This is a genomic window from Cupriavidus sp. CER-90 (assembly GCF_057652055.1).
Genome location: NZ_JBYGYM010000001.1, coordinates 175,235 through 199,539 on the forward strand (window position 1 = coordinate 175,235; position 24,305 = coordinate 199,539).

Annotated in this window: 24 protein-coding genes; 18 read left to right on the plus strand and 6 right to left on the minus strand. The window is 65.3% G+C overall.

The annotated features are described in order from the left end of the window. Nucleotides 1–176: 176 nt before the first annotated feature. Nucleotides 177–623 (plus strand): PAS domain-containing protein, encoded by a 447-nt coding sequence (locus AC24R4_RS00760; protein WP_487521958.1) that lies wholly within the window; start codon nt 177–179, stop codon nt 621–623. A 50-nt stretch (nt 624–673) separates the two neighbouring features. Here the strand turns inward: AC24R4_RS00760 and sucD are convergent, their stop codons facing one another. Then, nucleotides 674–1,564, minus strand: a complete 891-nt coding sequence (gene sucD / locus AC24R4_RS00765) for a succinate--CoA ligase subunit alpha (protein ID WP_400396531.1) — start codon at nt 1,562–1,564, stop codon at nt 674–676. 1 nt (nt 1,565) lies between these two features. Then, nucleotides 1,566–2,789: an ADP-forming succinate--CoA ligase subunit beta gene (gene sucC / locus AC24R4_RS00770; RefSeq protein WP_400396528.1), complete on the minus strand. Its 1,224-nt coding sequence runs from the start codon at nt 2,787–2,789 to the stop codon at nt 1,566–1,568. Nucleotides 2,790–3,208: 419 nt separating this feature from the next. Here sucC and frc point away from each other — a divergent pair, with 419 nt between their 5' ends. After that, on the plus strand, nt 3,209–4,441 hold the full coding sequence (gene frc / locus AC24R4_RS00775) for a formyl-CoA transferase (protein ID WP_400395076.1): 1,233 nt from the start codon (nt 3,209–3,211) through the stop codon (nt 4,439–4,441). Nucleotides 4,442–4,530: 89 nt separating this feature from the next. On the opposite strand, the gene AC24R4_RS00780 is transcribed toward frc, so the two are convergent. Both AC24R4_RS00780 and AC24R4_RS00785 read right to left on the minus strand, forming a co-directional pair. After that, nucleotides 4,531–4,848: a LysR family transcriptional regulator gene (locus tag AC24R4_RS00780; protein WP_400395078.1), complete on the minus strand. Its 318-nt coding sequence runs from the start codon at nt 4,846–4,848 to the stop codon at nt 4,531–4,533. Nucleotides 4,849–4,976: 128 nt separating this feature from the next. Continuing rightward, the gene (locus tag AC24R4_RS00785; protein ID WP_400395079.1) at nt 4,977–5,921 is read right to left on the minus strand and encodes a LysR family transcriptional regulator; all 945 of its coding nucleotides are present in this window, start codon (nt 5,919–5,921) and stop codon (nt 4,977–4,979) included. Nucleotides 5,922–6,134: 213 nt separating this feature from the next. On the opposite strand from AC24R4_RS00785, the gene oxlT (AC24R4_RS00790) reads away from it, so the two are divergent. From oxlT (AC24R4_RS00790) to AC24R4_RS00810, 5 genes are all read left to right on the plus strand, one after another. After that, nucleotides 6,135–7,484 carry an oxalate/formate MFS antiporter gene (gene oxlT / locus AC24R4_RS00790; RefSeq protein ID WP_400395081.1) on the plus strand — a complete coding sequence of 450 codons (1,350 nt, stop codon included), beginning with the start codon at nt 6,135–6,137 and terminating at the stop codon, nt 7,482–7,484. A 46-nt stretch (nt 7,485–7,530) separates the two neighbouring features. Next, nucleotides 7,531–8,442, plus strand: coding sequence for a LysR family transcriptional regulator (locus tag AC24R4_RS00795; protein WP_487521959.1), 912 nt, complete (start codon nt 7,531–7,533; stop codon nt 8,440–8,442). A 247-nt stretch (nt 8,443–8,689) separates the two neighbouring features. Next, the gene (locus tag AC24R4_RS00800) at nt 8,690–8,905 is read left to right on the plus strand and encodes a hypothetical protein (protein WP_153948522.1); all 216 of its coding nucleotides are present in this window, start codon (nt 8,690–8,692) and stop codon (nt 8,903–8,905) included. 681 nt (nt 8,906–9,586) lie between these two features. Next, nucleotides 9,587–10,912, plus strand: coding sequence for an oxalate/formate MFS antiporter (gene oxlT, locus AC24R4_RS00805; RefSeq protein ID WP_487521960.1), 1,326 nt, complete (start codon nt 9,587–9,589; stop codon nt 10,910–10,912). Between the two features lie 172 nt (nt 10,913–11,084). After that, entirely contained in the window at nt 11,085–12,101 is a 1,017-nt protein-coding gene (locus AC24R4_RS00810) for a zinc-binding alcohol dehydrogenase family protein (protein ID WP_487521961.1), read from the plus strand. Here AC24R4_RS00810 and AC24R4_RS00815 read toward each other — a convergent pair whose 3' ends face one another. Beyond that, nucleotides 12,102–13,001, minus strand: a complete 900-nt coding sequence (locus AC24R4_RS00815; RefSeq protein WP_487522959.1) for an alpha/beta fold hydrolase — start codon at nt 12,999–13,001, stop codon at nt 12,102–12,104. A gap of 326 nt (nt 13,002–13,327) precedes the next feature. Next, nucleotides 13,328–13,948 (minus strand): TetR/AcrR family transcriptional regulator, encoded by a 621-nt coding sequence (locus tag AC24R4_RS00820; RefSeq protein ID WP_400397058.1) that lies wholly within the window; start codon nt 13,946–13,948, stop codon nt 13,328–13,330. A 283-nt stretch (nt 13,949–14,231) separates the two neighbouring features. Between AC24R4_RS00820 and AC24R4_RS00825 the strand changes: the two genes are divergently transcribed. The 11 genes from AC24R4_RS00825 to AC24R4_RS00875 all read left to right on the plus strand — a co-directional run bounded on the left by AC24R4_RS00825 (nt 14,232) and on the right by AC24R4_RS00875 (nt 24,282). Next, nucleotides 14,232–14,618: a helix-turn-helix domain-containing protein gene (locus AC24R4_RS00825; RefSeq protein WP_153948518.1), complete on the plus strand. Its 387-nt coding sequence runs from the start codon at nt 14,232–14,234 to the stop codon at nt 14,616–14,618. Nucleotides 14,619–15,043: 425 nt separating this feature from the next. Next, nucleotides 15,044–16,372 (plus strand): homogentisate 1,2-dioxygenase, encoded by a 1,329-nt coding sequence (gene hmgA / locus AC24R4_RS00830; protein WP_487521962.1) that lies wholly within the window; start codon nt 15,044–15,046, stop codon nt 16,370–16,372. A 19-nt stretch (nt 16,373–16,391) separates the two neighbouring features. Then, the gene (gene fahA / locus AC24R4_RS00835) at nt 16,392–17,654 is read left to right on the plus strand and encodes a fumarylacetoacetase (RefSeq protein WP_487521963.1); all 1,263 of its coding nucleotides are present in this window, start codon (nt 16,392–16,394) and stop codon (nt 17,652–17,654) included. A 481-nt stretch (nt 17,655–18,135) separates the two neighbouring features. Continuing rightward, the gene (locus AC24R4_RS00840; protein ID WP_487521964.1) at nt 18,136–18,891 is read left to right on the plus strand and encodes a beta-ketoacyl synthase chain length factor; all 756 of its coding nucleotides are present in this window, start codon (nt 18,136–18,138) and stop codon (nt 18,889–18,891) included. Continuing rightward, complete coding sequence (locus tag AC24R4_RS00845; protein WP_487521965.1) at nt 18,884–19,660, plus strand: lysophospholipid acyltransferase family protein; 777 nt, start codon at nt 18,884–18,886, stop codon at nt 19,658–19,660. Before AC24R4_RS00840 ends, AC24R4_RS00845 begins: the two co-directional genes overlap by 8 nt. Further along, entirely contained in the window at nt 19,647–19,916 is a 270-nt protein-coding gene (locus tag AC24R4_RS00850; RefSeq protein ID WP_249640927.1) for a phosphopantetheine-binding protein, read from the plus strand. Before AC24R4_RS00845 ends, AC24R4_RS00850 begins: the two co-directional genes overlap by 14 nt. Before the next feature lie 49 nt (nt 19,917–19,965). Next, nucleotides 19,966–20,223, plus strand: a complete 258-nt coding sequence (locus tag AC24R4_RS00855) for an acyl carrier protein (protein ID WP_029050926.1) — start codon at nt 19,966–19,968, stop codon at nt 20,221–20,223. Between the two features lie 7 nt (nt 20,224–20,230). Further along, the gene (locus AC24R4_RS00860; protein ID WP_487521966.1) at nt 20,231–20,788 is read left to right on the plus strand and encodes a COG4648 family protein; all 558 of its coding nucleotides are present in this window, start codon (nt 20,231–20,233) and stop codon (nt 20,786–20,788) included. Further along, the gene (locus AC24R4_RS00865; protein ID WP_487521967.1) at nt 20,781–22,538 is read left to right on the plus strand and encodes an ApeI family dehydratase; all 1,758 of its coding nucleotides are present in this window, start codon (nt 20,781–20,783) and stop codon (nt 22,536–22,538) included. The genes AC24R4_RS00860 and AC24R4_RS00865 overlap by 8 nt, the downstream gene beginning before the upstream one ends. Then, nucleotides 22,538–23,287, plus strand: coding sequence for a glycosyltransferase family 2 protein (locus AC24R4_RS00870; RefSeq protein WP_487521968.1), 750 nt, complete (start codon nt 22,538–22,540; stop codon nt 23,285–23,287). Before AC24R4_RS00865 ends, AC24R4_RS00870 begins: the two co-directional genes overlap by 1 nt. Beyond that, nucleotides 23,284–24,282, plus strand: coding sequence for a lysophospholipid acyltransferase family protein (locus tag AC24R4_RS00875; protein ID WP_487521969.1), 999 nt, complete (start codon nt 23,284–23,286; stop codon nt 24,280–24,282). The genes AC24R4_RS00870 and AC24R4_RS00875 overlap by 4 nt, the downstream gene beginning before the upstream one ends. Nucleotides 24,283–24,305: the final 23 nt, after the last annotated feature.

Genomic DNA, 24,305 nt, shown 5'->3' on the forward strand with positions numbered 1-24,305 from the left:
CCAGCGCCCCGATGTTGACAGCGGGCCGGAACAGGCGCGCCGGGGTGCGTGGGTCGGACGACCCCGTACCCCGGCGCGTTTTTTGTCTGGACGCGCGCCAGCAGTGCCACAATGCGTGCCCGGGCCGGTACGGCCTGGCAAGGCGAAGGGCCACCCACCATTCCTCAGGAATGACCATGCAGACTGCAATCGACTACGAACAGCTGGTGTCGGCCATCGGCGACGCCGTCATCATTTCCGGCGCCGACGGCGCCATCACCTTGTGGAACCCGGCCGCGGAGTACATGTTCGGCTACACCCAGGAGGAAGCCCTGGGCAAGTCGCTGGACCTGATCATTCCCGAGCGGCTCCGTGCGCGGCACTGGGAAGGCTACGACAAGACCATGGCAACGGGCCAGACCCGCTACGGCCATGACCTGCTCAAGGTGCCGGCGATCAACAAGAACGGCGATGCGATGTCGATCGCCTTTACCGTGGCGCTGCTGCGTGGCGACGGCGGTGAAGTCACCGGCATCGTGGCGATCATCCGCGACGAGACCGTGCGCTTTCAGGAAGAGCGGGCGCTGCGCAAGCGCATCGCGGAACTGGAAGCCAAGGCGGGCGCGGCGGCCGCAGCCGGCTGACAGGCCGCTCCAGAGGCGCCAGCCTTTATCCCGGGGGGGCGCCCGGTTCCTTAACGCATGGCCGCCGCCATGGTCGCGCCCAGCTCCGCGGGCGATGCGGCCATGTGGATGCCGGCCTCGCGCATGGCGTCGATCTTTGCGGCCGCCGTGCCCGTGCCGCCAGAGATGATGGCGCCGACATGCCCCATGCGGGGTGCCGGCGGCGCCGTGCCGCCGGCGATCCAGCCCACCACGGGCTTGCGCGTCCGCGCATCGCGCAGGAATCGGGCGGCGTCTTCTTCCGCCGATCCGCCCATCTCGCCCATCTCGCCCATCTCGCCGATCATGATGATGCCTTCGGTCTGCGGATCGGCCAGAAACATCTCCAGGCAGTCGATGAAGCCGGTACCGTTCACCGGATCACCGCCAATGCCGATGCAGGTCGATTGCCCGAGCCCGGCCGCCGTGGTCTGCGCCACGGCCTCGTAGAGCAGCGTGCCCGAGCGTGACACCACGCCGATCCTGCCCGGCGTATGGATGTGCCCCGGCATGATGCCGATCTTGCACTGCCCGGGCGTGATCACGCCCGGGCTGTTCGGCCCGATCAGGCGGCTGCCCGAGCCCGACAAGGCCCGCTTGACGCGCACCATATCGATCACGGGAATGCCTTCGGTAATGCAGACGATCAGCGCAATGCCGGCATCGACGGCCTCCAGGATGGCATCGGCGGCACAGGGCGGCGGCACGTAGATGACCGACGCATCGGCGCCGGTGGCATCGGCCGCCGCAGCCACGGTGTCGAAGACCGGCAGCCCCAGGTGCGACCCACCGCCCTTGCCGGGCGTGACGCCTCCGACTACCTTCGTGCCGTACGCCAGCGCCTGTTCCGAATGAAACGTGCCCTGCGCGCCGGTAAAGCCCTGGCAGATCACGCGCGTGTTGTGGTCGATCAGGACCGCCATGTCACTGTTCTCCGTGTGTCCGGGTGGCGCGCACGGCGGCCACCACTTTCCCGGCCGCGTCGGCAAGCTGGCTGGTAGCGATGATCGGCAGGTTCGAGTCGCGCAGGATCTGCCTGCCCAGTTCGACATGGGTGCCTTCCAGCCGCACCACCAGCGGCACGGTCAGGTCCAACTCGCGCGCGGCGGCGACCACGCCTTCTGCGATCACGTCGCAACGCACGATGCCGCCGAAGATGTTCACCAGGAGGCCTTCCACCCTGGGATCGGCCAGGATCAGCCGGAAGGCGGTGGTCACCCGTTCGGCCGTGGCGGCGCCGCCTACGTCCAGGAAGTTGGCTGGCTCGGCGCCATGGCGCTTGATGAGTTCCATGGTGGCCATGGCCAGGCCGGCGCCATTCACCATGCAGCCGATATTGCCGCCCATCCGCACGTAGTGCAGCCCGTGGCGGGCGGCCTCGGCTGCGGCCGGATCTTCCTCGCTTTCGTCACGCATGGCCTCGATCTCGGGATGGCGGAAGAGGGCGTTGTCGTCGAACGCGAACTTGGCATCGAGCGCCAGTACGTCGCCGCTAGCGGTGATCGCCAGCGGATGGATCTCGACCATCGACGCGTCGAGTTCGGTGAATGCGCGGTAGACAGCGAGGATGAGCCGCGCGGCCGCATCCGCCTGCTTGCCCGATAGTCCCAGGCCGCTGGCCACCCGGCGTGCGTGGAACGGCTGGATGCCGCTGGCCGGATCGATCGCTACCTTCAGGATGTTCTCGCGCGTCCGGGCGGCGACCGCCTCGATGTCCATGCCACCCTCGGGGGACGCCACGATGGTGATGCGCGACGTGGCGCGGTCGATCACCATGCCCAGGTATAGCTCGCGCGCGGTGTCGCAGCCTTTTTCGATGTAGAGGCGCCGCACCGCCCGGCCAGCCGGGCCGGTCTGGCTGGTGACCAGCGTCTTTCCCAGCATCTGCAACGCGCTCGCGTGCACGGCGTCGATCGACGTGACGACGCGCACGCCGCCCTTGCCGGAGCCATCGGCGGCGCATGGTTCGAGGAAATGCCCGGCACCCCGGCCGCCCGCGTGGAGCTGCGATTTCACCACCCACACCGGGCCGCCCAGCTTGCGGGCGGCATGGGTGGCCTCGTCTGGCGTAAAGGCTACACAGCCCTGCGGCACGGGCACGTCATAGCGCCGGAGCAGCTCCTTGGCCTGATGTTCGTGAATGTTCAACGTGTCTCCTCATTTGGGCCGCGCGCGATGGCGCAGGGCAGTGTCCGCTCTTCTTTTGGCAGCCTAAAATATGGTATGTAATATATCAACATAATCTGGCCGAAAGTGCATGAGATGCCGGATGAAACCCGCGCTGCGGAAGGACAGGCGCCGCAATGACAAGCGCAGCGCATCAATCCCGCGTATTGATGGCGAAACCTTCTCGATGTAGGGATGACGCATCGCATCCCATGCGAATTTGTTGCGACGCAGAACCGAAAGTTGGCCGGATTCCGCCTTTTCCTCTTGTTGCGTTCTGATATATCACATACCGTGTTTAGCAAGATCAACGCCGCACGGCGCGCTGCCGATACCCATCAAACGAGCCCGGCCGCTCGCGGAGACATTGCCTTCACGAGAATCCTCAAGGAGACAACGCCATGAACAACAAGGCTCTGGAAGGGGTCCGCATCCTCGACATGACCCATGTGCAGGCCGGCCCGTCGGCCACCCAGCTGATGGCCTGGCTGGGTGCCGATGTGATCAAGGTGGAGCTGCCGGGCCGTGGCGACATCACGCGCGGCCAACTGCGCGATGTGCCGAACGCGGACAGCCTCTACTTCACGATGCTGAACTCGAACAAGCGCAGCCTGACCCTCAATATGAAGACGCCCGAGGGCAAGGCCTTGCTGGAAGACCTGGTGCAACGCTGCGATGTGCTCGTCGAGAATTTCGGGCCGGGCGTGCTGGATCGCGCCGGCTTCGACTGGGACCGCCTGCGGACGCTGAATCCGCGCCTGATCTACGCGTCGATCAAGGGCTTCGGTCCCGGCCCGTACGTCGACTGCAAGGCGTATGAGAACGTGGCCCAGTGCATGGGCGGGGCGGCCAGCACCACCGGCGAGGAGGACGGCGTTCCCACCGTGACCGGCGCCCAGATCGGCGATTCCGGCACCGGCGTGCATTGCGTGGTGGGCATCCTGGCCGCGCTGCTGCATCGCGAGAAGTCGGGCCGCGGCCAGCGCGTGGAAGTGGCCATGCAGGATGCGGTGTTGAACCTGTGCCGCGTGAAGCTGCGCGACCAGCAGCGCCTGGCGGCCGGCCCGCTCAAGGAATATCCGAACCAGGCATTCGGCGATTTCGTGCCACGCGCCGGCAATGCGTCGGGCGGCGGCCAGCCCGGTGCCGCGCTGCGCTGTTCGCCGGGCGGGGCCAACGACTACGTGTACGTGATCATCCAGCCGCAGGGCTGGGAGCCGCTGATGCGCCTGTGCGGCCGGGAGGACCTGATCACGCATCCGAACTTCGCCACCCCCGAGGCGCGACTGAAGATCCTGGGCGAATGCTTCGGCGTCATCGAGAAATGGACCAAGACCCGGACCAAATTTGAAGTCATGGCGGCCCTGAACGAAGTGGACGTGCCATGCGGCCCGATCCTGTCGATGAAGGACCTGATCGAGGACGGCTCGCTGTACGACCGTGGCTACCTGGTGGAACTGGATCACCCGCAGCGCGGCAAGTACGTGCAACTGGGCTGCCCGATCACGCTGTCCGATTCGCCGGTGGAAGTCGAACGCTCGCCGCTGCTGGGCGAGCACACCGACGAGGTACTGGAATGGCTGGGCCGCACGCCGGCGCAGATTGCCGCGCTCAAGGCGGCCGGGGCGGTCTAGCGCCAGCCCCGTTGTCCTGCGAAGGACGTCGTAGAAAAGCCAAGGGCCCCGTGACGGGGCCCCTTGCTGCGCTGGCGGTGCCGCGGAACTTAGTTCGCGCCGGCGCCGGCCATGGCGCGCAGGTATTCGTTCTTCTTGTCGAAGATCAGCTGGCTCAGGAACGGCGCGTCGTACGCATTCAGCAGGTGGGCATGGTACTGCTCGATATAGCGCGTGACGCGCGTCTTTTCGCAGTCGATGCCGCACAGCCATTCGAACATCGGAGCGTCCCAGCGGAAGCGCAGGCCCAGTTCGGTGAACGCGGCGTTGTAGGCGGCCAGCTGGATCTCACGATCAAGGTGGCGCATCTCGCTGACGGCCGTCGGCATTGCAACGGTGGCGGGCGCGTCGGATTGGAGGTGGTTCATGATCGTCTCCTGTGGTTGCACACGTCTGTGCTGCAGCGTGTGATGTCCGAAGCTTAGACAGCAGGAACGATTTACGATAATTAAAGTTTCATCCAAAAACCATAAGTCATCGCTTATACAAGAGATGACTAGCCGTGGTGGGGCCGGATCAGGCCTTCGACGCCGGTGATCTGCTGAATCAGCGTGTGGCCTTCCTCCATCAGGAACTGTTTGAACGCCAGCGCCACCGGGGGCAGGCGCTTGTTCTTGCGATGGACCACATACCAGTTCAGCATCACCGGAAAGCCTTCGATATCGAGCACGGCCAGCTTGCCGGTCTGCAGTTCCAGGCCGACGGTATGGGCCGACAGGAAGGCGATGCCCATGTTGGCGATCACGGCCTGCTTGATGGTCTCGGTGCTCTTGATCTCCATCGCGATGCGCAGGTTCGAGAGCCGGCCGGCAAAACCTTCCTGCATCGAATTCCACGTGTCCGAGCCTTTTTCGCGCGACACGAAGGCCTCTTCCGCCAGGCCCGCCAGCGGGATACGTCGCTGGCCCACCAGCGGATGGTTGGGCGCGGCCACGATGACATAGGGGTGCGGGGCGAACGGTTCCGCGATGGTGTCCATGCCTTCGGGCGGGCGTACCATGACCGCCAGGTCGGTCAGGTTGCCGCTCAGCTGGTGCAGCAGTTCCTCGCGGTTGTGCACTGCAAGATTCAAGGTCACCGATTCATGCCGGTTCATGAATTCCGCAAGCAGGCGAGGGAAGAAATAGTCGCCCGCACTGATCACGGCGACGTTCAGACGGCCCCCGGATATACCCTTAAGCTGCGCCATCGCGTCTTCCGCTTCCCGGAATTGCTGAATGATGCTGCGGCTGTAGTGAAGCATCTCAGTACCGGCCGGCGTCAGGTAAATGCGCTTGCCAAGCTGCTCGAACAAGGGCAGGCCAACGTGCAGTTCCAGCTGCCGAACCTGTGTAGAAACAGCAGGTTGCGTGAGATGGAGCTCTTCTGCCGCGCGGGAAAAGCTCAGGTGGCGGGCCACCGTTTCGAAGACTTTCAGCTGGCGCAGCGTCGCATTCTTCATTGCACGATTTCCCGCAATCTATAAAGGATCGTCAATGATCATAATAAAAAACTTTATGCTGTGCTGATCTAAGTTTGAAGTAGCATCAATCCACGAATTACGTGCCGCAATGTCAGGCGCGCTCATTCAGTAGTGAAAGCGGGCGTCCCCCCAAGGCCAAGCCCACCACGCGCGCCGCAGAGCGCGCATGACACTAATGCAAGGAGACACGACATGGCGCACATCAATGCGGCTGGCCCCGCCATGGGCAATGCAAATGGAGGCTTCCTCCGCAATCGCTGGTTCCAGCTATTCATCGGTGTACTTTGTATGGGTTTGGTGGCGAACCTCCAGTATGGCTGGACGCTGTTCGTTACGCCGATGAACGCCAAGCACCATTGGGGCGACTCTGCAATCCAGGTCGCCTTTTCCATTTTTATCGTGACGGAAACCTGGCTCGTGCCGCTGGAAGGCTGGCTCGTGGACAAGTTCGGCCCGCGTCCGGTGGTGGCCGGCGGCGCCCTCTGCGCCGGCCTGGCATGGGTGATGAATTCGTATGCCACGTCGCTGCCGATGCTCTATACGGCAGCGGTCATCGCCGGTATCGGCGCAGGCGGCGTTTATGGCACCTGCGTCGGTAACGCGCTGAAGTGGTTCCCGGACAAGCGCGGCCTGGCCGCCGGCCTGACCGCCGCCGGCTTTGGCGCGGGGTCGGCGCTGACGGTGATCCCCATCGCCAACATGATCCAGAAGTCGGGCTATGAACATGCGTTCTTCACGTTCGGCATCATCCAGGGCGTGCTGATCTTCGCCATGGCCTTGCTGCTGGTGAAGCCGCAGCCGCCCAAGGGGCTGGTGGCCAACAAGAAGATCCTGACCAACCCGGTGGAGTTCACGCCTGGCCAGATCGTGCGCACGCCAGTGTTCTGGGTGATCTACATCTCGTTCGTGGCCGTGGCGGCCGGCGGCATCATGGCCACCGCGCAACTGGGCCCCATCGCCAAGGACTTCGGCTTTGCGTCGATGCCGGTGACGATGCTGGGCATGACGCTGCCGCTGCTGACGATGACGCTGTCGATCGACAACCTCTGCAATGGCCTGACGCGCCCGCTGTGCGGCTTCGTCTCGGACCGCATCGGTCGGGAAAATACGATGTTCCTGATCTTCATCGGCGAAGGCCTGTCGCTGATCGGCCTGCTGGAATTCGGCCACGACCCGTACATGTTCATGCTGTTCGCGGCGCTGACGTTCCTGTTCTGGGGCGAGATCTTCTCGATCTTCCCGGCGCTGTGTGCCGATACGTTCGGCAGCAAGTTCGCCGCGGCCAACGCCGGCACGCTCTATACGGCCAAGGGCACGGCCGCGCTGCTGGTGCCGGTGGCATCGGTGCTGTCGCATACGGGCGGCTGGAACCTCGTGTTTGCCGTGGCGGCCGTGATGACGGTGGCGGCGGGGCTGGCGGCCAAGTTCGTGCTGCAGCCGATGCGCCGGCGCTTTATCACGGGCCATGCCGAGGCACAGCCTGTCCCGGTCAGCGACAACGGCACCTATATGGCAGGTTTCTCCACGGGCAAGGGTGAATAGCCCGCGCCACAACCCCGGCAGTACCCAGCAAGGAAGGAGCGGCACCATGAATGTTTCGCTTCCTCAGTTGAAGGCCTTTGCCGCGGTGGCGCGCCAGAAAAGCTTTACGCGTGCCGCGGCAGAACTGGGTCTTACGCAATCGGCGATCAGCCGTAGCGTGCGCGAACTGGAAGAAGAAATCGACCAGCGGCTGTTCGACCGCACCACGCGCCAGGTAGAGCTGACCGACGCCGGCGAAATGCTGTCGCAACGCATCTGCCATTTGATCGAGGAAGTCGAGCAGACGCTGCGCGACAGCCACGGCACCGGCAAGCCGAGCCAGGGCACCGTGCAGATCGCCACCGACCCCGTGCTGTCGTCGATGTCGGTGCCGATGTGGCTGGCGGGCTGCCGCAAGGCGTGGCCCGGCATCGGCATCACGCTGCGCGACCGCTCGCATGAATCGGTGCTGGAGAGTGTGCGCAGTGGCGAGGTGGATTTCGGTATCGCCAGCAATCCGGCACCCTGCGACGACCTGTATTGCGAACCGCTGTGCGTGGACCCGCTGCAAGCGGTGCTGCCGGCGGACCATCCGCTGGCATCGCGCGATTCGTTGGGGTGGGGCGAACTGGCCGATGCGTCGGTGCTGTCGCTGGACCAGCATTCGGGGGTCCAGCCTGCCGTCGAGCGCGCATTGTCCACGTATCACGTCAGGCCCGGTTCGCTGCAGTTGCTCGGACATTTCGCGGCCATCTTCGGCATGGTGGCGATGGGGCTGGGCATCGGCGTGGTGCCGTCACGGGCGCAGGCCAGTGGCTTGGCGCCCGCCGCTGTCCTGCGACCGTTGCGGCCCCAGGTGACTTCCAACGTCATGCTGGTACGGCGCAAGGCGCGCTCGCTGAAGCCCAACGCGGCGGCGGTCTGGGACAACCTGCGTGCGCAGGAGTACGACCAGGAGTTATTGAAGAAAGTAGGGTAGGGCGATGAGCGGGATTCACCTGCCGCACTGCGGCAAAGATTTTTGGGACGTTTCTGCCACTTCTTGTTCCTGATCGGATCGCCAGCCGCCTTCCGGGCTTATAGATGAGACCAACAACGCACCCCACGGGGTGCGTTGTTGTTTTTAGAGCGACTCCACTACAGATATATCACATACCAAATATTTACAGACCTCGCAGTGCAGCATATAATGAATTCACCTTGATCCTTACGACTTAGGAGTTTTCATGAACACCACGCTGCTTACCCTTCTCGCCCTCGGTGTTGTTTCGCTGGGTGTCACCGTGACCTACGTGCTCGCCACCGTCCTGCCGATGGGCCTGCTGACCACCGCCCAGGAACATGGCCGCTTTGCGGGTCTGGGTTCGTCGGAAGAGTCGTCCACCGGCATCGGCAGCTCGGCCTCGGATATGGTGCTCCAGCCGCGTTTCCTGCACGCCTGATCGCCTGTTCGTAGTTCGACGATTTTTGCAGTACCTGTAGTGTGCAGTGTGTAGTAACAGGGGAAGTTGTAGCGGCCGGCAACTCCCGCAGTGCGTAGTCCCCGCAGTCCTCAGCGGCCGTCTTTTCAGCATTTCGCAAGCCGTATCGTCATGCCCCTGCGCCCGTGATCTCAGGTCGCGACGCAGCACGGCATATCCGGCTTTCCCTCTCCCCAGATCCCGCGCCGGATTTCCCCGGTTCTTTCCTTTTCGACCCATGTGCCGCGGTCCTGAACCGTGCCGAATTCAGCTTGCCTGCTGATGATTCGGCGTCGCCGGTAGGGTCGGGACTTTCCCTAGATCGGGTTATCCGCCACATGCGCCGCAGCAATGTTCATTGATGCCGGATGCATGCCTAAGTATCTGATCGGCAAGAAGATCGGCTCGCTTGGTCGGCGGGCTTTCATGCACCCGATGCACCAGTCGGCGGGGCCACGCGACTGCGTGCTTTCGAATGTCTGCCTGATAAGTCAGGTAGCCCGCCGAATCGCCTTGACTTGCGTGATATACCACATACTGTATAGCACTAGAGCGGCCAGCCGTTCGACACAAAAAACACAAAGCACCAGCAGTACACACCCCAAGGCATCCAATGCAGATGCCAATCCACAACAGCGGGCCCACCCGCCAGAAGGAGACACCATGGAAAGTCAGCAAAGCGCAAGCGCGCAAGCGTCCTGGTATTCATCGCCGTGGACGCAGCTTGTATTCGGCGTGATCTGTATGGCGATGATCGCCAACATGCAGTACGGCTGGACGCTGTTCGTCAACCCGATCGACGACAAGTACCACTGGGGCCGCACGGCGATCCAGGTGGCATTCACCATCTTTGTGGTAACCGAAACCTGGCTGGTGCCGATCGAAGGCTACCTGGTGGACAAGTACGGTCCGCGCCCGGTGGTGGTTGGCGGTGGCCTGCTGTGCGCGGTGGCCTGGGTGCTGAACTCGATGGCGTCGTCGCTGCCGATGCTCTACGTGGCGGCCGCCATTGGCGGCGTGGGCGCGGGCGCGGTGTATGGCACCTGCGTCGGTAACGCGCTGAAGTGGTTCCCGAATCGCCGGGGGCTGGCAGCGGGCTTGACGGCCGCGGGCTTCGGCGCCGGGTCGGCGGCCACCGTGGTGCCGATCGCCAACATGATCAAGAGCAGCGGCTATGAGGCCACGTTCCTGTACTTCGGTCTGGGGCAGGGCCTCATCGTGATGGTCCTGGGCATGTTGCTGCTGCCGCCATCGGCCAAGATCCTGGCGGACGTCAAGTCGACGCTCAAGGCCGCGACCACCTACAACGCGTCGCCGCGCCAGGTGATGTCGTCGCCGATCTTCTGGGTCATGTACGCGATGTTCGTGATGATGGCCGCAGGCGGGCTGATGGCGACCGCGCAGCTGGGCCCCATCGCCAAGGACTTCGGCCTGCACGATTCGCCCGTGTCGATCTGGGGGCTTACCTTGCCGGCGCTTACCTTCGCCCTGACCATCGACCGCGTGCTGAATGGCCTGACACGCCCGTTCTTCGGCTGGGTGTCGGACAACATCGGTCGGGAAAATACGATGTTCCTGGCGTTCGCGGTGGAAGCGGTGGGCATTCTGCTGCTGGCCAGTTACGGCCACAATCCTGTGGCATTCGTGGTCCTGACCGGTATCGTGTTCTTCGCCTGGGGTGAAATCTACAGCCTGTTCCCGGCCACCTGTGGCGATACGTTCGGGCCGAAATTCGCGGCGACCAACGCGGGCATGCTCTACACGGCCAAGGGTACGGCCGCGCTGCTGGTGCCGTTCTCCAGCGTGATCACGGCGGCCACTGGCGACTGGCATGCGGTCTTCATGCTGGCATCGGGCATGGCAGCGCTCTCGGCGCTGATGGCCATCTTCGTACTCAAGCCGATGCGCGAGGCCCACGCAAAAAAGTACGTTCAGGACACCTCGACGACCCCGATGGGCTATCGTCCGGTGCCGGATGACCTGACCTGATCCCTGCGCCTCGGCGCCACGGCATTGTTGAGAAGCCCGCCTCGCGCGGGCTTTTTGTCTGGTCGCATTTTCCTGAAAAAAGGGAAAGTGATTGCGGCACGATCCGGCTAATCAATCGTGCGAGGATTGGCTACGATGCAGGCATCCCGTCATTCTTCGAAAGGACCCTGACATGAAAGCCATTGGCCTGACCCGTTACCTGCCCATTTCCGATCCGCAATCGCTGGTCGATGTGGAAATTCCCAAGCCCGAAGCCACCGGCCGCGATTTGCTGGTCAAGGTGGAAGCCATCGCCGTGAATCCGGTGGATACAAAGGTGCGGGCGCCCAAGGACAAGGTCGAGGAGGCCCCGCGCGTGCTGGGCTGGGACGCTGCCGGCACCGTGGTGGCGGTGGGGGCCGAGGTGACGCTGTTCAAGGTCGGAGATCCGGTGTTCTACGCGGGCAGCATCACGCGGCCGGGCGCGAACAGCGAATTCCATCTGGTGGATGAACGCATTGCCGGCCACAAGCCCGCATCCCTGGACTTCGCGCAGGCGGCCGCGTTGCCGCTCACGGCGATCACGGCCTGGGAAGCCCTGTTCGACCGCCTGGGCGTTTCGCCAAAAGGCGACGATGCGGGCAAGTCGGTACTGATCATTGGTGGGGCGGGCGGCGTGGGATCGATCGGCATCCAGCTGGCCAAGGTGCTGGCGGGCCTGACCGTGGTGGCCACGGCCTCCCGTCCGGAGTCCGAGGCATGGTGTCGCCGCCTGGGCGCCGATCATACGATCGACCATCGTCAGGACATCCCGAAGCAACTGCGCGCGCTAGGGTTTGCGCACGTCGACTACATCCTTTGCTTCAACGATACGGATCGCCATTTCCATGCGATGGCCGCGGCCATTGCCCCGCAGGGCAAGATCTGCTCGATCGTCGAGAACGCCGGCCCGCTGAGCGTGGGCGAACTCAAGAGCAAGAGCGCCACGTTCGTCTGGGAATTCATGTTCACGCGCGCGATGTTCGAGACGCCCGACATGATCGCGCAGCATCGCCTGCTCAATGAAGTGGCGCGCCTGGTGGATGCCGGCAAGCTGCAGACGACCGTGGGGGACAACCTCGGCGCCATCCGGGCCGACAATCTGCGGCGTGCCCATGCCTTGCTGGAAGGCGGACAGACCATCGGCAAGCTGGTGCTGCAAGGGTTCTGATCACTGCGACGCGGAAGCCCTGTACGACATCGGGGGCAGGGCCGGTGCGGCTGCCAGGCCGCATACGAAGCGCGCGAGATGCGCGACGACATCGGCGTCGCGCAGGATGCGCCGATGGCCCAGGCCCTCGGTGGTAATCAGGCGCGAGTCCGGCCACGCGCCGGCAATGGCGGCGCCATCTTCCCAGCGGACTTCCTTGTCGTCGCGGTCATGAATCACCAGCAATGGCGGTACCGGCCGGGTACGGCCGATATCGGGCACATTGAACGTGGACCAGCTCGCGCCGAGCCACTGTTCGCTGCGGCGTTGCATGCGGTCCAGCACATGCGGCGCGATGCCAAGCTGCCAGGCCATGGCGGCGCATGCGTCGTACATGTCGGCTGGCGCCCCGATCATTGCCACCCCGCGCGCGGGCAGGCCCTCGCGAATCGCCTGCGCGGCCGCCGCGCCGCCCAGCGAATGCGCCACCACGGCGTGCACGGGTCCGACATGCCAGGCCACGGCCAATAGCGATCGCGCCATTTCCAGGATCGATGTTTGCTGCTGTCCCCGTGCGCCCGCATCGGACGCCCCGTGCGACAGGGCGTCGAAGGCCACCACGCGCATGCCCGCCGACAACAGGCCGGCTACCACGGCGTGCCACTGGCCCGCATTGCCGCCCCAGCCGTGCGCCAGCAGCACAACGGGCCCCTTGTTACCCCAGCGATACACGCGCACGCGCCGGCTGGCGCCCTGGCCGGTGACCAGTGCCCACTCCGCGCGCGCCGCATCCAGCATCCGGCGCCCCTCCGCGCTCTGTTTGCCCCGGGGCGGACTGAACCACAGCCGCTCGAGCGCCGTCGCCGTTGCGGTGGGGAAGAGCAGACTGCCCGCCTGCCAGCGCAGACGGCGCCACGCCATCGCACTGGCTTCCAGTGCGCCGGCTACGGTACGGGGCGGATAGGAGAGGGCGCCGCCAGTGTCCTGGACGGCGGGGCGTTGGGATGCGGTTGACAGCACTTGCGGCACGACGAACACCTCCGACTGATCATTTACCGACTTGGTCAGTGACAAGACGTTATTTGCCTTATCTTTTTTATACTTTGCGACCGACCAGTCGTGCTATTTTCAGGGCAAGAAAATGCGGCAAAAATGCCGCCTGAACCACCCTCTGCATCGCCACGCCGCTTGCGCTGTGGCGGGTGAAAATCCTGAATTACCGTCGCCTGCACGGTATCCCTGTGGGATCAGTGTGTGCCGGCGGTCTCCGTGCTGCGATTCTCTCTGAAGTCATTGACCAGGCGCCCGAACGCGCGGCGCGCCATCACTTCCGCGTCGGCCCGGGCCATCAGCCTGGACGACGACTGGAACGACATGCCGATGCCTGCCATCTCGAAGGCAAACTGCCGCGCGTCGGTGTCGGTGCGCAGGTCGCCTTCGTCCACGGCATCGGTCACCACGCGAACGATGGTGCTGTGCCAGTCCTTGAACGCCTGCACGAGCCTGTCGCGGATCACGCCGGGCCGATTGCGGTATTCCTGAGACAGCGCCATGAACACGCAGCCGCCCTCGATCACCGCGCCCGCAATCCAAGCCAGATAGCCATCGAACAGCGTCTCGAGTCGGGCCACGCCACGGTCCTGGCGCATCGCGGGCTGCACCACGATCTCGGAAAATCGCTCCATGGCGCGGGCCAGCACGGCTTCCTGCAGCGCCTCTTTCGACTTGAAGTGGGCGTACAGGCCGCTCTTCGACATATTGGTGTCGGCGGCCAGCGTGGCGAGCGACAACTGCTCGAAGCCGACCTGCGTGGCCGACTGCAGAGCCTGTTCGATGATCGCGGTGCGCGTGAGCTGTCCCTTTTGCATGCGTTCGAGAATAGCACGACCGGACGGTTTGTCAACTTGCCTTATGCCACACGTGGACGATACTGATGTGACGTCAACGCAAAGCGCGCACTACCGTTATGTGGGGGCGGGAGGAGGAAGCTGTGCTTTATCCGCCGTTTGGATGAGAGTCTGGCGGCAGAGATCAAGCCATCATAAGAAATCTGTAAAAGTGTTCCACAACAGACCTTACGGAACGCTTTGCGTGCTCTATACTCGAATGCACGTCCGCGCACTTTTTTTTCACTGGTGACTGGAGACCGACATGAACAGTACAGCCGTGCCAAGAGGCGCTAGCGAACCGTTCCGGCAACTGCGGGCGTTGCGTCGAGCGCGCAAGCTCAAGCAGGAGGACGTCGCCCGTAAGGCCGGGATTTCCCGCGAGGCATATCTTCGTGCCGAATCGGGTCAGGCCGATCCGCGTATGTCCACGTTCCTGGCGGCCTGCGAGGCGCTGGGGCTTGAAGTGGTGCTGGCGCCGCAGCATCTTGCCGCCGATGTCAACGCGTTCATTGCCAGCCGCAATGGCGGCGTGACCGCTGCTTCGATGGCTGGCCAGCCTGCCACGGCGGCAGCACCGGCGACATCGACGCCGTCGTCCGGTGGTTTCGGTTCGGGCCCCACATCGGGGGAGGGCCACAAGCCCGTCTGACCCCTCAGATTCGTGACAGGACAGGCGACACCCCCGTCCTGTCACGAATTTCGATTTCCGTTTGCGCGCCAATTCGTTTGCCCCGGCGCAGTCCTTCTATGCGGCCGCCATGTCCGATGGTGGGCTGATCCGCTGCCTCTTGCAGCGCGCCGCCGCGCGCCGCTGTCTTCGCCTTCCCCGTTTCTCTCGCGTTCCTCCCTTTCCTGTGCCGAGTGGGCCGCTCCGCGCTTTGCGCCACGCGTCACGCCGGATGTCTTCGCTCGTCCGCCGCTGACCTATCGTATTTGTGGTTTGACATCGCTCGCGCGCATGATTACGATTTGGTAAATCAATTTTATTATCCGTAATTTGATGGATATGGCGCCGACGCCATACCGATGACAAACGCTGGCGTTCAAGCCGGCGGAGTGTGAGAGGAAGACTCCATGACGCAAACACAACTGCACGTGGCCGAGACGCAAATCGCCGGGTACATGTCCGGCTTCGCCAATGAATTCGCCACCGAGGCGCTGCCAGGCGCCTTGCCCGTGGGCCGCAATTCGCCGCAACGCGCCCCGTACGGCCTGTATGCCGAGCAGATTTCGGGCACGGCCTTCACCGCGCCGCGCGCCCACAACCGACGCGCCTGGCTGTACCGGATTCGTCCGGCGGCCATGCACAAGCCGTTCACGCGGATCGAACAGGACCGCTGGCTGAGCCGCTTCGACGAGATGCCGCCGTCGCCGAACCAGATGCGCTGGAGCCCGCCGGCAATGCCGTCGGTGCCGACGGACTTTGTCGACGGCATTGTCACGATGGCCGGCAATGGCGGCCCCGAGGCCCAGACTGGCTGCGGCATCCATCTGTATCTGGCCAACCGGTCGATGGAGGACCGCTATTTCTACAACGCCGACGGCGAGATGCTGATCGTGCCGCAGCAGGGCCGCCTGCTAATCGCCACCGAGATGGGGCGCCTGGCCGTCGAGCCGCAGGAGATCGTGGTGATTCCGCGCGGCGTGCGCTTCCGGGTGGCGCTGCCCGATGGCGAAGCGCGCGGCTATATCTGCGAGAACTACGGTGCGCTGTTCAAGCTGCCCGACCTGGGCGTGATCGGCTCCAACGGCCTGGCCAATCCGCGCGATTTCCTGACGCCGGTGGCCAGCTATGAAGACCGCGAGGGCACGTTCGAACTGGTCGCACGCTTCCAGGGCAACCTGTGGCGTGCCGAGATCGACCACTCGCCGCTGGACGTGGTGGCCTGGCACGGCAACTACGCGCCGTACAAATACGATTTGCGGCACTTCAACACGATTGGCTCGATCAGCTTCGATCATCCCGACCCGTCGATCTTCCTGGTGCTGCAGTCGCCGTCGGACACGCCGGGCGTGGACACCATCGACTTCGTGATCTTCGGTCCGCGCTGGCTGGCCGCACAGGATACGTTCCGCCCGCCCTGGTTCCATCGCAATATCGCCAGCGAGTTCATGGGTCTGATCGCCGGCGTCTACGATGCCAAGGCCGAGGGCTTTGCCCCTGGCGGCGCCAGCCTGCACAACTGCATGAGCGGCCATGGCCCCGATGCCGAAACGTTCGAACGGGCGTCGGTATCGGACACCAGCACGCCGCACCACATCACCGACACGATGGCGTTCATGTTCGAAACGCCGGGCGTGATTCGCCCCACCCGCCATGCCGCCGAATCGGCGCTGCTGCAGCATGACTACTACACGTGCTGGCAGGGCCTGAAGAAGCATTTCAACCCGAACGTGCGCTGATTTCCGGAGTTCCAGAACAATGACTGCCCCCAAGACCAGCTGGGTTGCCTCGGCCAACGACGGCCAGACCCATTTTCCGCTGCAGAACCTGCCGTATGGCATCTTTTCGATGGGCAACGGCGCACCGCGCGTGGGCGTGGCCATCGGCGACCACGTGCTGGACCTGTCCGTGCTCGACGATGCCGGCCTGCTGCCCGCCGCCGCGAAGGGCGCCTTTGCCGCGCCGAACCTGAACCGCTTTATCGCACTGGGCAAGCCCGTGTGGACCGATACGCGCGCCGCGCTGACGGCCTTGCTGTCCGCCGACAACCAGACGCTTGCCGGCAACGGCGCGCTGCGCGACAAGGCCCTGGTGCCGATGTCGGCGGCGAAGCTGCATCTGCCGGTCGACATCCCGGGCTACACGGATTTCTATTCGTCGCGCGAGCACGCCACCAACGTTGGCCGCATGTTCCGCGATCCGGCCAATGCCTTGCTGCCGAACTGGCTGGAAATCCCGATCGGCTACAACGGCCGGGCCAGTTCCGTGGTGGTGAGCGGCACGCCGCTGCATCGTCCCAATGGCCAGATCAAGCTGCCCGACAAGGCGCGCCCGGTGTTCAGCCCGTGCCGCAAGCTCGACTACGAGCTGGAAATGGCGTTTATCGTCGGCAAGCCGTCGAACCTGGGCGAGCCGGTCAGCACCGCCGATGCGCCGGCGCACATGTTCGGCATGGTGATCCTGAACGACTGGAGCGCGCGGGACATCCAGCAATGGGAATACGTGCCGCTGGGGCCGTTCAACAGCAAGGGGTTCGGCACGTCGATCTCGCCGTGGGTCGTCACGATGGATGCGCTCGACCCGTTCCGCAGCGAGAACCCGGTCCAATCGCCCGAGCCGCTGGCGTACCTGCAGCAGACGGCGCGCAACGCCTACGATATCGCCCTCGAAGTCGCACTGCAGCCGCAGGGCGCGGCCGCGGCGACCACGGTCTGCCGCACCAACTTCAAGGCGATGTACTGGACCATGGCGCAACAGCTGGCGCACCACACGGTGTCGGGCTGCAACGTGCGCGTAGGCGACCTGATGGGTTCGGGCACGATCAGCGGCACCACGCCCGATTCGTACGGCAGCCTGCTGGAGACCACGCGCAATGGCGCCGAGCGCGTGACGCTGGCCGATGGCGTGACGCGCGGCTTCCTGGAAGACGGCGATACGGTGACCATGACCGGCTGGTGCCAGGGCGACGGCTATCGCGTCGGTTTTGGTGAAGTCACGGGCACCATCTTGCCGGCGCGCTGATATCCACCCGACGGGGTAACGGCGTCCAACAGGGCGGGGGTGGCCGGCAGGTTGCTCCCGCCCTGTAACATTTGTCCGAGACCGTTACAGTTTGCGCCATAGCGGGCGCCTTTGTGCGAGAATTCGCCCCTGATAAAAATGCAGGGTCGAAGTTCGCTGTGCTGGCACGATGCCCATCTTCGGAGGGGTACTTCGCGGCCTGGAACTATCCGACACCTATCAAGGCAGTTGCACGGCTACCGGCCTGTCCCGCCTGGCGCGAGAACGGTCCCACGGCCGGCGCCCAACCTTCTAAAAGGTGACGGCAGAAGCACTGCAATTAACACAAAGACGCCGAAATCTGCGGATTTCGACGCTAATTTCAGGGAAAAAAGGAAATGTCCCCGGGGTCGGGCGGGTGGCGCGCGCTTTGCGAGCGCCATGGCCAATGCTTCGATGCAGGCTCCGGGCTCACCATCCACCCAATGCGCACGGCATGGCAATGGAATTCGGAATTCGCGCATGGGCGGCCTCGGCGCCGGCATTGCAGACGGCAGATGCCTGGCGGGCATGGAGCCGGGCCCCGTGGTTGCCCGAAGGCGGCGACCTCCCCGCGCTTGCGGCCATGGCTCCCATGTTGCGCCGGCGCGTCAATGCGCTCGGCAAGGCGGCCCTGCATCCAGCGTACGGTGTGACGGCTGGCGACGCAGCGCCGGGTTCCGCTTTCCATGGTCCCGCCGTGTTCGCATCGCGCCACGGCGACACCCCGCGTGCGTTCGACATGCTCAGCGAACTGGCGGCGGCGCAGCCGCTGTCGCCCACGGCTTTCGGCCTGTCCGTCCACAATGCCATTGGCGCGATGTTCACGATCGACCGCGGCGATGCGTCGAACCTGCAGGCTGTGGCCGCCGGGCGCGATACCGTCGAGACGGCAGTGGTCGAGGCCTGTGCGTTGCTCGGCGATGGTGCGGACGAAGTGCTGCTGGTGTGCTATGACGCGCCGCTGCCCGAAGCGTACGTCGAATTCGCCGACGAACCGGGCTGCCTCTTCGGCTGGGCCTGGCGCATCGGGCGCCCCCGTGCCGGGGAACCGGCCCTGGCGCTGGAGATCGTGGCCCCACGTACCGGGACCGATCCGGCCACCGCGCATCCGCTGTTGCCGCATGCGCTCGACGTGCTGCGCTTCATGCTGGCCGGCGATACCGAACTGGTGCATCGTGGCGAGCGCGCGATCTGGAGATGGCGTCGCCATGGTTGAGCGGCTCGATCGCGCGTGGCGGGTGTGTGCCACCGGTTTCTGCTTTTCGAGCTTCGGCATCGGCGGGCTGCTGCTGCGCGTGCTGGTGTTTCCGCTGCTGATGCTGCTGCCCTGGACGGATGCCAGGCGCCAGCGTGTTTGCCGCGCCGTCATTCATCATGCGTTCCGGCTCTTCGTCTGGATCATGCACGTCGTGGGCGTGATCCGCTACGAAGTCCGCCACGCCGAGCGCCTGCAGCGCGGCGGCCTGCTGATCGTGGCCAACCACCCGTCGCTGATCGACGTGGTGTTCCTGATGGCGCTGACCCGCCGGGCCGACTGCGTGGTCAAGTCCGCACTGACGCGCAACCCGTTCACGCGCGGCCCGGTGCTGGCCACCGGCTGGGTGCGCAACGACGGTGGCGCCGCCATGGTGGACGACTGTATCGATTCGCTGCGGGCCGGCAACAACCTCATCATCTTTCCCGAAGGCACCCGCACGCGCCCAGGCCAACCCCTGCAGTTGCAGCGCGGCGCGGCCAATGTGGCGGTGCGTGGTGGTTTCGCGCTGACCCCCGTGGTCATTCATTGCGTGCCGCCCACGCTGACCAAGGGCGAGAAGTGGTATCACGTGCCGGTGCGCCGCCCGCGCTTCGTCATCGATGTACGTCCGGACGTGCCGGTGTCCGAATGGGTGCCCGAGGGCACCGAGGACGCCTTGGCCGTACGGCATCTGACGCAGGCACTTTGCAACTTTTTCTCCAGGGAGATCCGCCGTGACGGCGCTTGAGCAAGAAATCAAGGAACTGATCATCTCGTCGCTGTCCCTCGAGGACGTGGCCGCGGATGATATCGACACCACCGCACCGTTGTTCGTCGACGGCCTGGGCCTCGACTCGATCGACGCGCTGGAATTGGGGCTGGCGCTGCAGAAGCGCTATGGCATCACCATGAACGGCGACAAGGAAGAGATCCGCTCGCGCTTCGCCAGTGTCTCGGCGCTGGCCGCGTACGTGGCGTCGCAGGGCAACCGGGCCCCGGCCTGACCCGCGCCGTTACCGATATGGCAAGAGATTGCATCACACGGAACCCGACATGACTCACGACGAAATCTTTGCGCGCGTGGCCGCGGTTCTCGAGGAAACCTTCGAGATCGATCCGGCCCGCATCACGCCCGAGGCGCGGCTGTACGACGATCTGGACATCGACAGCATCGACGCCGTGGACCTGCTGGTGAAGCTCAAGCCGATGCTGAACAAGCCCCTCAAGCCCGAGCAGTTCAAGTCCGTGCGCACCGTGCAGGACGTGGTTCAGGCGCTGGCATTGCTGATCGATTCACCGGCCACCGCCTGATCCGCCCATGGCCTGGCGAAAGTGGGGGCTGGGGCTTCTCACGCTGTCCTACCCGGTGGTGATCTACCTGGGGCTGCAGCATTTCTCGCCGCGCCTGATGGCGCTGGCGCTGGTGGCGCTCGCGCTGCTGCGTGCCGGCACGAGCCGGCGTGCCGGATGGCGTGCCATGGCGCTGCTGGCGGCCGGACTGGCGCTTGTCGTCATGGTGTCCGGGCATGCGTTGCCGCTGAAGCTCTATCCGGTGCTGGTCAACGCGGCCATGCTTGGCGTGTTCGGCTGGACGCTCCGGCATCCGCCGTCACTGGTGGAGCGCCTGGCCCGTCTGCGTGAGCCCGAACTGCCCCCGAGCGGCGTGGCCTATACGCGCCGCGTCACGCAGGCCTGGTGCCTGTTCTTTGTGTGCAACGGCACGATCGCGGCGATCACGGCCTTCGCGGCCAGCGACCGCATCTGGGCGCTCTACAACGGCGCCATCGCCTACGGCCTGATCGGTGCGATGTTCGCCGGGGAATGGCTGTTGCGCCAGCGCGTCATGGCGCGCAGCGCGGAGAATCGTCATGGGTGAAGCATTGCCGGCATGGACCGGCGTGGGCGGGGTCATGGCGGCGCTGGCGGCGAAGGCGTCGCGGAGCAGCCCGCCGGTGGTGGCGTGCGGCGACGGCACGTGCGTGGATGCGCGGCATTTCGTGGCGCGCGCCGCCATCTGGCGCCGCACCCTGGCCAATGCCCCGGGCCGGCGCTGGGGCATCTACTTCGAGCACGACACGGCGGAATTCGCGGCGGCATTGTTCGGCGCCTGGCATGCGGGCAAGCATGTGGTGCTGCCGGGAGACGCCCGGCCCGAAACCCTGGCGGCACTGCGCGGGCAGACCGACGGCTGGGCGGGGCAGCTGCCCGGCGCCATCCTGCCGGATACCGGCACGGCGCCTGCCAACGATGGGGACGGGGTGGATGGCGCTGGCTGGCCGGTGCTGGCCACGTACGACACGTTCGTGACGTTGTTCACGTCCGGTTCCACCGGCGTGCCCAGTGCCATTCATAAGCGGCTGGCGCAACTCGACGCCGAGGTCCACACGCTGCAGCAAGCCTTCGCCGGCCGCTTCGGCGCCGATGTGCGCGTCCTCTGCACGGTATCGCATCAACACATTTACGGGTTGTTGTTTACGGTGCTGTGGCCGCTGGCCGCGGCCCGTCCGATGCCTGCGGGCCGTCTGCAATTTCACGAGGAACTGGTTGCGGCCTGTCGGGCTGATGCCAGCGCGGCCATCCTGGTCAGCAGCCCGGCGCACCTCAAGCGCATGCCGGCGGGCCTTGACTGGCCGGCTGTGCGCGCTGCACTGCGCGCTGTGTTCTCGTCGGGCGGGCCCTTGCCGCCAGAAGCCGCTGTGGACGCACTGCGCCATATGGGGCAGTCGCCGGTGGAGGTCTTCGGCAGTTCCGAGACTGGTGGCATCGCCTGGCGCCAGCGCGCCGTACATGCCGACCGCTGGACTGCGCTGCCGGGCATCACCTGGCAGTTGCAGGACGGTTATCTGGCCGTGCGCTCGCCCCACCTTGCCGACGATGGCTGGCATGTCTGCGCCGACCGCGCGCTTGCCGCGGGGGACGACAGCTTCGTTCTAGCTGGCCGGGCCGACCGTATCGTCAAGATCGAGGAAAAGCGTATCTCGCTCACGCAGATCGAGCAATGCCTGGCCGCGTCGCCGTGGGTGCGCGAGGCGCGCGTGGTGCCGATCGAACTCGATGTCGGCATGCGCGTGGCTGCCGCCGTGGTGCTGAACGACGAAGGCGCGGCGCGGCTGACGGCGACAGGGCGAGGTGCCATGGGCGCGGCGTTGCGCCGCCACCTGGCCGAGGCCGTCGACCCCGTTGCGCTGCCGCGCCGCTGGGCGTTCCCGCCGGCACTGCCCTGCAATGCGCAAGGCAAGACCACCGAGGTGATGCTGCGTGACCTGTTCCGCCGTACCTTGCCGGCGGTCCGCTGGCTGACGGGGGACGAGGCGTCGGCTACGGCCGAACTCGACGTGGCGGAGGATCTGGCGGTGTTTGACGGACATTTTCCGGGCGCCCCCATCGTGCCCGGCGTCGCACAGGTGGACTGGGTGATGGCGCTGGCACCGCTCAAGCTGGCCGTGCCGTCCCGCCAGCGTTTTGCGCGGCTGGATACGCTGAAGTTCCAGTCCGTGATCCGGCCCAATAGCGTGGTGCAGCTTGCGCTGACCTGGCAGCCCGACGCCCATGCGCTTGGCTTCCGTTTCAGCTCCGCTGCCGGCCCGCACGCCAGCGGCAAGATCGTCTTTCACCCCGAAGCCTGATGACCGCCGAATTCCGCCCCGTCGTGCTGGTGCCCGTCTACGACCATGAAGGTGCGATAGGCGCCATGGTGGATGCCATCCTGAAGCATCCGCTGCCGTGCCTGCTGGTTGACGATGGCAGCAGTCCGCCGTGCGAGCAGGCGTTGCGCGCACTGGCTGCGGCCCACCCCGAGCGCGTCCGTCTGGTGCGGTTGCCGCAGAACCAGGGCAAGGGCGGGGCGATCATGGCCGGATTCTCGGTCGCGGCCGAGCTTGGCTATACGCATGCGCTGCAGATCGACGCCGACGGCCAGCACGATGCCGACTGCATTCCGCAGTTCGTGGCGCTGGCCAGGGCGAACCCGGAGGCGATGGTCTGCGGGCATCCCGTGTACGACGAGTCTGTGCCACGGCACCGGCTGTATGCGCGCTATCTGACCCACATCTGGGTCTGGATCAACACCCTGTCGTTCGACATCCGCGATTCGATGTGCGGGCTGCGGGTCTATCCGCTGGCGCCGGTCATCGATCTGATGCGCGACGTGCGGCTGGGCCGGCGGATGGAATTCGACACCGAGGTGCTGGTGCACCTGGTGTGGCGGGGCGTGCGGATATTGAACGTCCCCACGCGCGTGACCTATCCGTCCGACGGCGTTTCGCACTTCCAGGCGTGGCGCGACAACGTCCTGATCTCGCGCATGCATACGCGCCTGTTCTTCGGCATGGTATGTCGCATGCCGCGCCTTCTGTGGCGCAAGGTGGCGGCATGACGCCCTCGGCCCCGAACTCCGGCGCCGCGCTGCAGGCGGGCCGCTCCAGGCACTGGAGCACCATCGGCGAAGTCACATGCATGTGGGGCGTCTGGTGCCTGTACTTCCTGTACCGGATCTTCGGCCGGACGCTGTTCCGCCTTGCTGCCTACCCGGTGGTGACCTACTACTGGGCCACGCATCCGCTGGCCCGGCGTTCGTCGCGCGATTTCCTGACGCGCGTGCAGCAGACGGCCGGCACCGTCGGAACCGTACCCGGCTGGCGTCACACGCTGCGGCACCTGTTCTCGTTCGCGGATACGCTGCTCGACAAGCTGCTGGCCATCGGCGGCCGCTATCGCTTTGGCAACGTCACACGGGAAGGCAACGAGGTGCTGCTGGAGCAGATCGCACGCGGACAGGGCGGCATCATCATGACCGCCCATATGGGCTGCCTGGAGCTGTGCCGCGTGCTGGCCAACCAGCGCGACGGCATGCGCCTGACCGTGCTGGTGCATACCCGCCACGCCGAACGCTTCAACCGCATCCTGTCGCGCATCGACCCGAAATCCGGCGTGCAGTTGTATCAGGTGGACGATATCTCGCCGGCCACGGCGCTCGATCTGACCGCCAAGGTGCAGGCCGGCGAGTTTGTGGCCATTGCCGGCGACCGCGCGCCCGCGCACGGTGGCCGGGCCGTGCGTGTGCCGTTCATGGGGGCGCCCGCGCGGTTTCCGGTGGGCCCCTACGTGCTGGCGGCGCTGATGCGCTGTCCGTTGTACGCGATGGGCTGCGTGCGGCACGGAGACGGCCACCTGTTGCGCTTCACCGAACTGTCGCACGCCGTGGTGCTGCCCCGGGCCAACCGCGACGCGGCACTGACCGCGCTGGCCACGTCATATGCGGCGTGGCTTCAGGCGCTGGTGGCACAGTCGCCGTACGACTGGTTCAATTTCTACGATTTCTGGGCCGACGATCCCGTGCAGACGGGGCGTCAAGGTATGCCGCGGGCCTGAGGCCCGTGCGTTCCGGCCAACTG

What these genes read in the sequence shown, in the direction of transcription:
- AC24R4_RS00760 (WP_487521958.1), top strand. Translation starts at nt 177, where the DNA reads ATGCAGACTGCAATCGACTACGAACAGCTGGTGTCGGCCATCGGCGAC.
- sucD (WP_400396531.1), bottom strand. Translation starts at nt 1,564, where the DNA reads ATGGCGGTCCTGATCGACCACAACACGCGCGTGATCTGCCAGGGCTTT.
- frc (WP_400395076.1), top strand. Translation starts at nt 3,209, where the DNA reads ATGAACAACAAGGCTCTGGAAGGGGTCCGCATCCTCGACATGACCCAT.
- AC24R4_RS00780 (WP_400395078.1), bottom strand. Translation starts at nt 4,848, where the DNA reads ATGAACCACCTCCAATCCGACGCGCCCGCCACCGTTGCAATGCCGACG.
- AC24R4_RS00785 (WP_400395079.1), bottom strand. Translation starts at nt 5,921, where the DNA reads ATGAAGAATGCGACGCTGCGCCAGCTGAAAGTCTTCGAAACGGTGGCC.
- oxlT (WP_400395081.1), top strand. Translation starts at nt 6,135, where the DNA reads ATGGCGCACATCAATGCGGCTGGCCCCGCCATGGGCAATGCAAATGGA.
- AC24R4_RS00795 (WP_487521959.1), top strand. Translation starts at nt 7,531, where the DNA reads ATGAATGTTTCGCTTCCTCAGTTGAAGGCCTTTGCCGCGGTGGCGCGC.
- AC24R4_RS00800 (WP_153948522.1), top strand. Translation starts at nt 8,690, where the DNA reads ATGAACACCACGCTGCTTACCCTTCTCGCCCTCGGTGTTGTTTCGCTG.
- oxlT (WP_487521960.1), top strand. Translation starts at nt 9,587, where the DNA reads ATGGAAAGTCAGCAAAGCGCAAGCGCGCAAGCGTCCTGGTATTCATCG.
- AC24R4_RS00810 (WP_487521961.1), top strand. Translation starts at nt 11,085, where the DNA reads ATGAAAGCCATTGGCCTGACCCGTTACCTGCCCATTTCCGATCCGCAA.
- AC24R4_RS00815 (WP_487522959.1), bottom strand. Translation starts at nt 13,001, where the DNA reads ATGGCGTGGCGCCGTCTGCGCTGGCAGGCGGGCAGTCTGCTCTTCCCC.
- AC24R4_RS00820 (WP_400397058.1), bottom strand. Translation starts at nt 13,948, where the DNA reads ATGCAAAAGGGACAGCTCACGCGCACCGCGATCATCGAACAGGCTCTG.
- AC24R4_RS00825 (WP_153948518.1), top strand. Translation starts at nt 14,232, where the DNA reads ATGAACAGTACAGCCGTGCCAAGAGGCGCTAGCGAACCGTTCCGGCAA.
- hmgA (WP_487521962.1), top strand. Translation starts at nt 15,044, where the DNA reads ATGACGCAAACACAACTGCACGTGGCCGAGACGCAAATCGCCGGGTAC.
- fahA (WP_487521963.1), top strand. Translation starts at nt 16,392, where the DNA reads ATGACTGCCCCCAAGACCAGCTGGGTTGCCTCGGCCAACGACGGCCAG.
- AC24R4_RS00840 (WP_487521964.1), top strand. Translation starts at nt 18,136, where the DNA reads ATGGAATTCGGAATTCGCGCATGGGCGGCCTCGGCGCCGGCATTGCAG.
- AC24R4_RS00845 (WP_487521965.1), top strand. Translation starts at nt 18,884, where the DNA reads ATGGTTGAGCGGCTCGATCGCGCGTGGCGGGTGTGTGCCACCGGTTTC.
- AC24R4_RS00855 (WP_029050926.1), top strand. Translation starts at nt 19,966, where the DNA reads ATGACTCACGACGAAATCTTTGCGCGCGTGGCCGCGGTTCTCGAGGAA.
- AC24R4_RS00860 (WP_487521966.1), top strand. Translation starts at nt 20,231, where the DNA reads ATGGCCTGGCGAAAGTGGGGGCTGGGGCTTCTCACGCTGTCCTACCCG.
- AC24R4_RS00865 (WP_487521967.1), top strand. Translation starts at nt 20,781, where the DNA reads ATGGGTGAAGCATTGCCGGCATGGACCGGCGTGGGCGGGGTCATGGCG.
- AC24R4_RS00870 (WP_487521968.1), top strand. Translation starts at nt 22,538, where the DNA reads ATGACCGCCGAATTCCGCCCCGTCGTGCTGGTGCCCGTCTACGACCAT.
- AC24R4_RS00875 (WP_487521969.1), top strand. Translation starts at nt 23,284, where the DNA reads ATGACGCCCTCGGCCCCGAACTCCGGCGCCGCGCTGCAGGCGGGCCGC.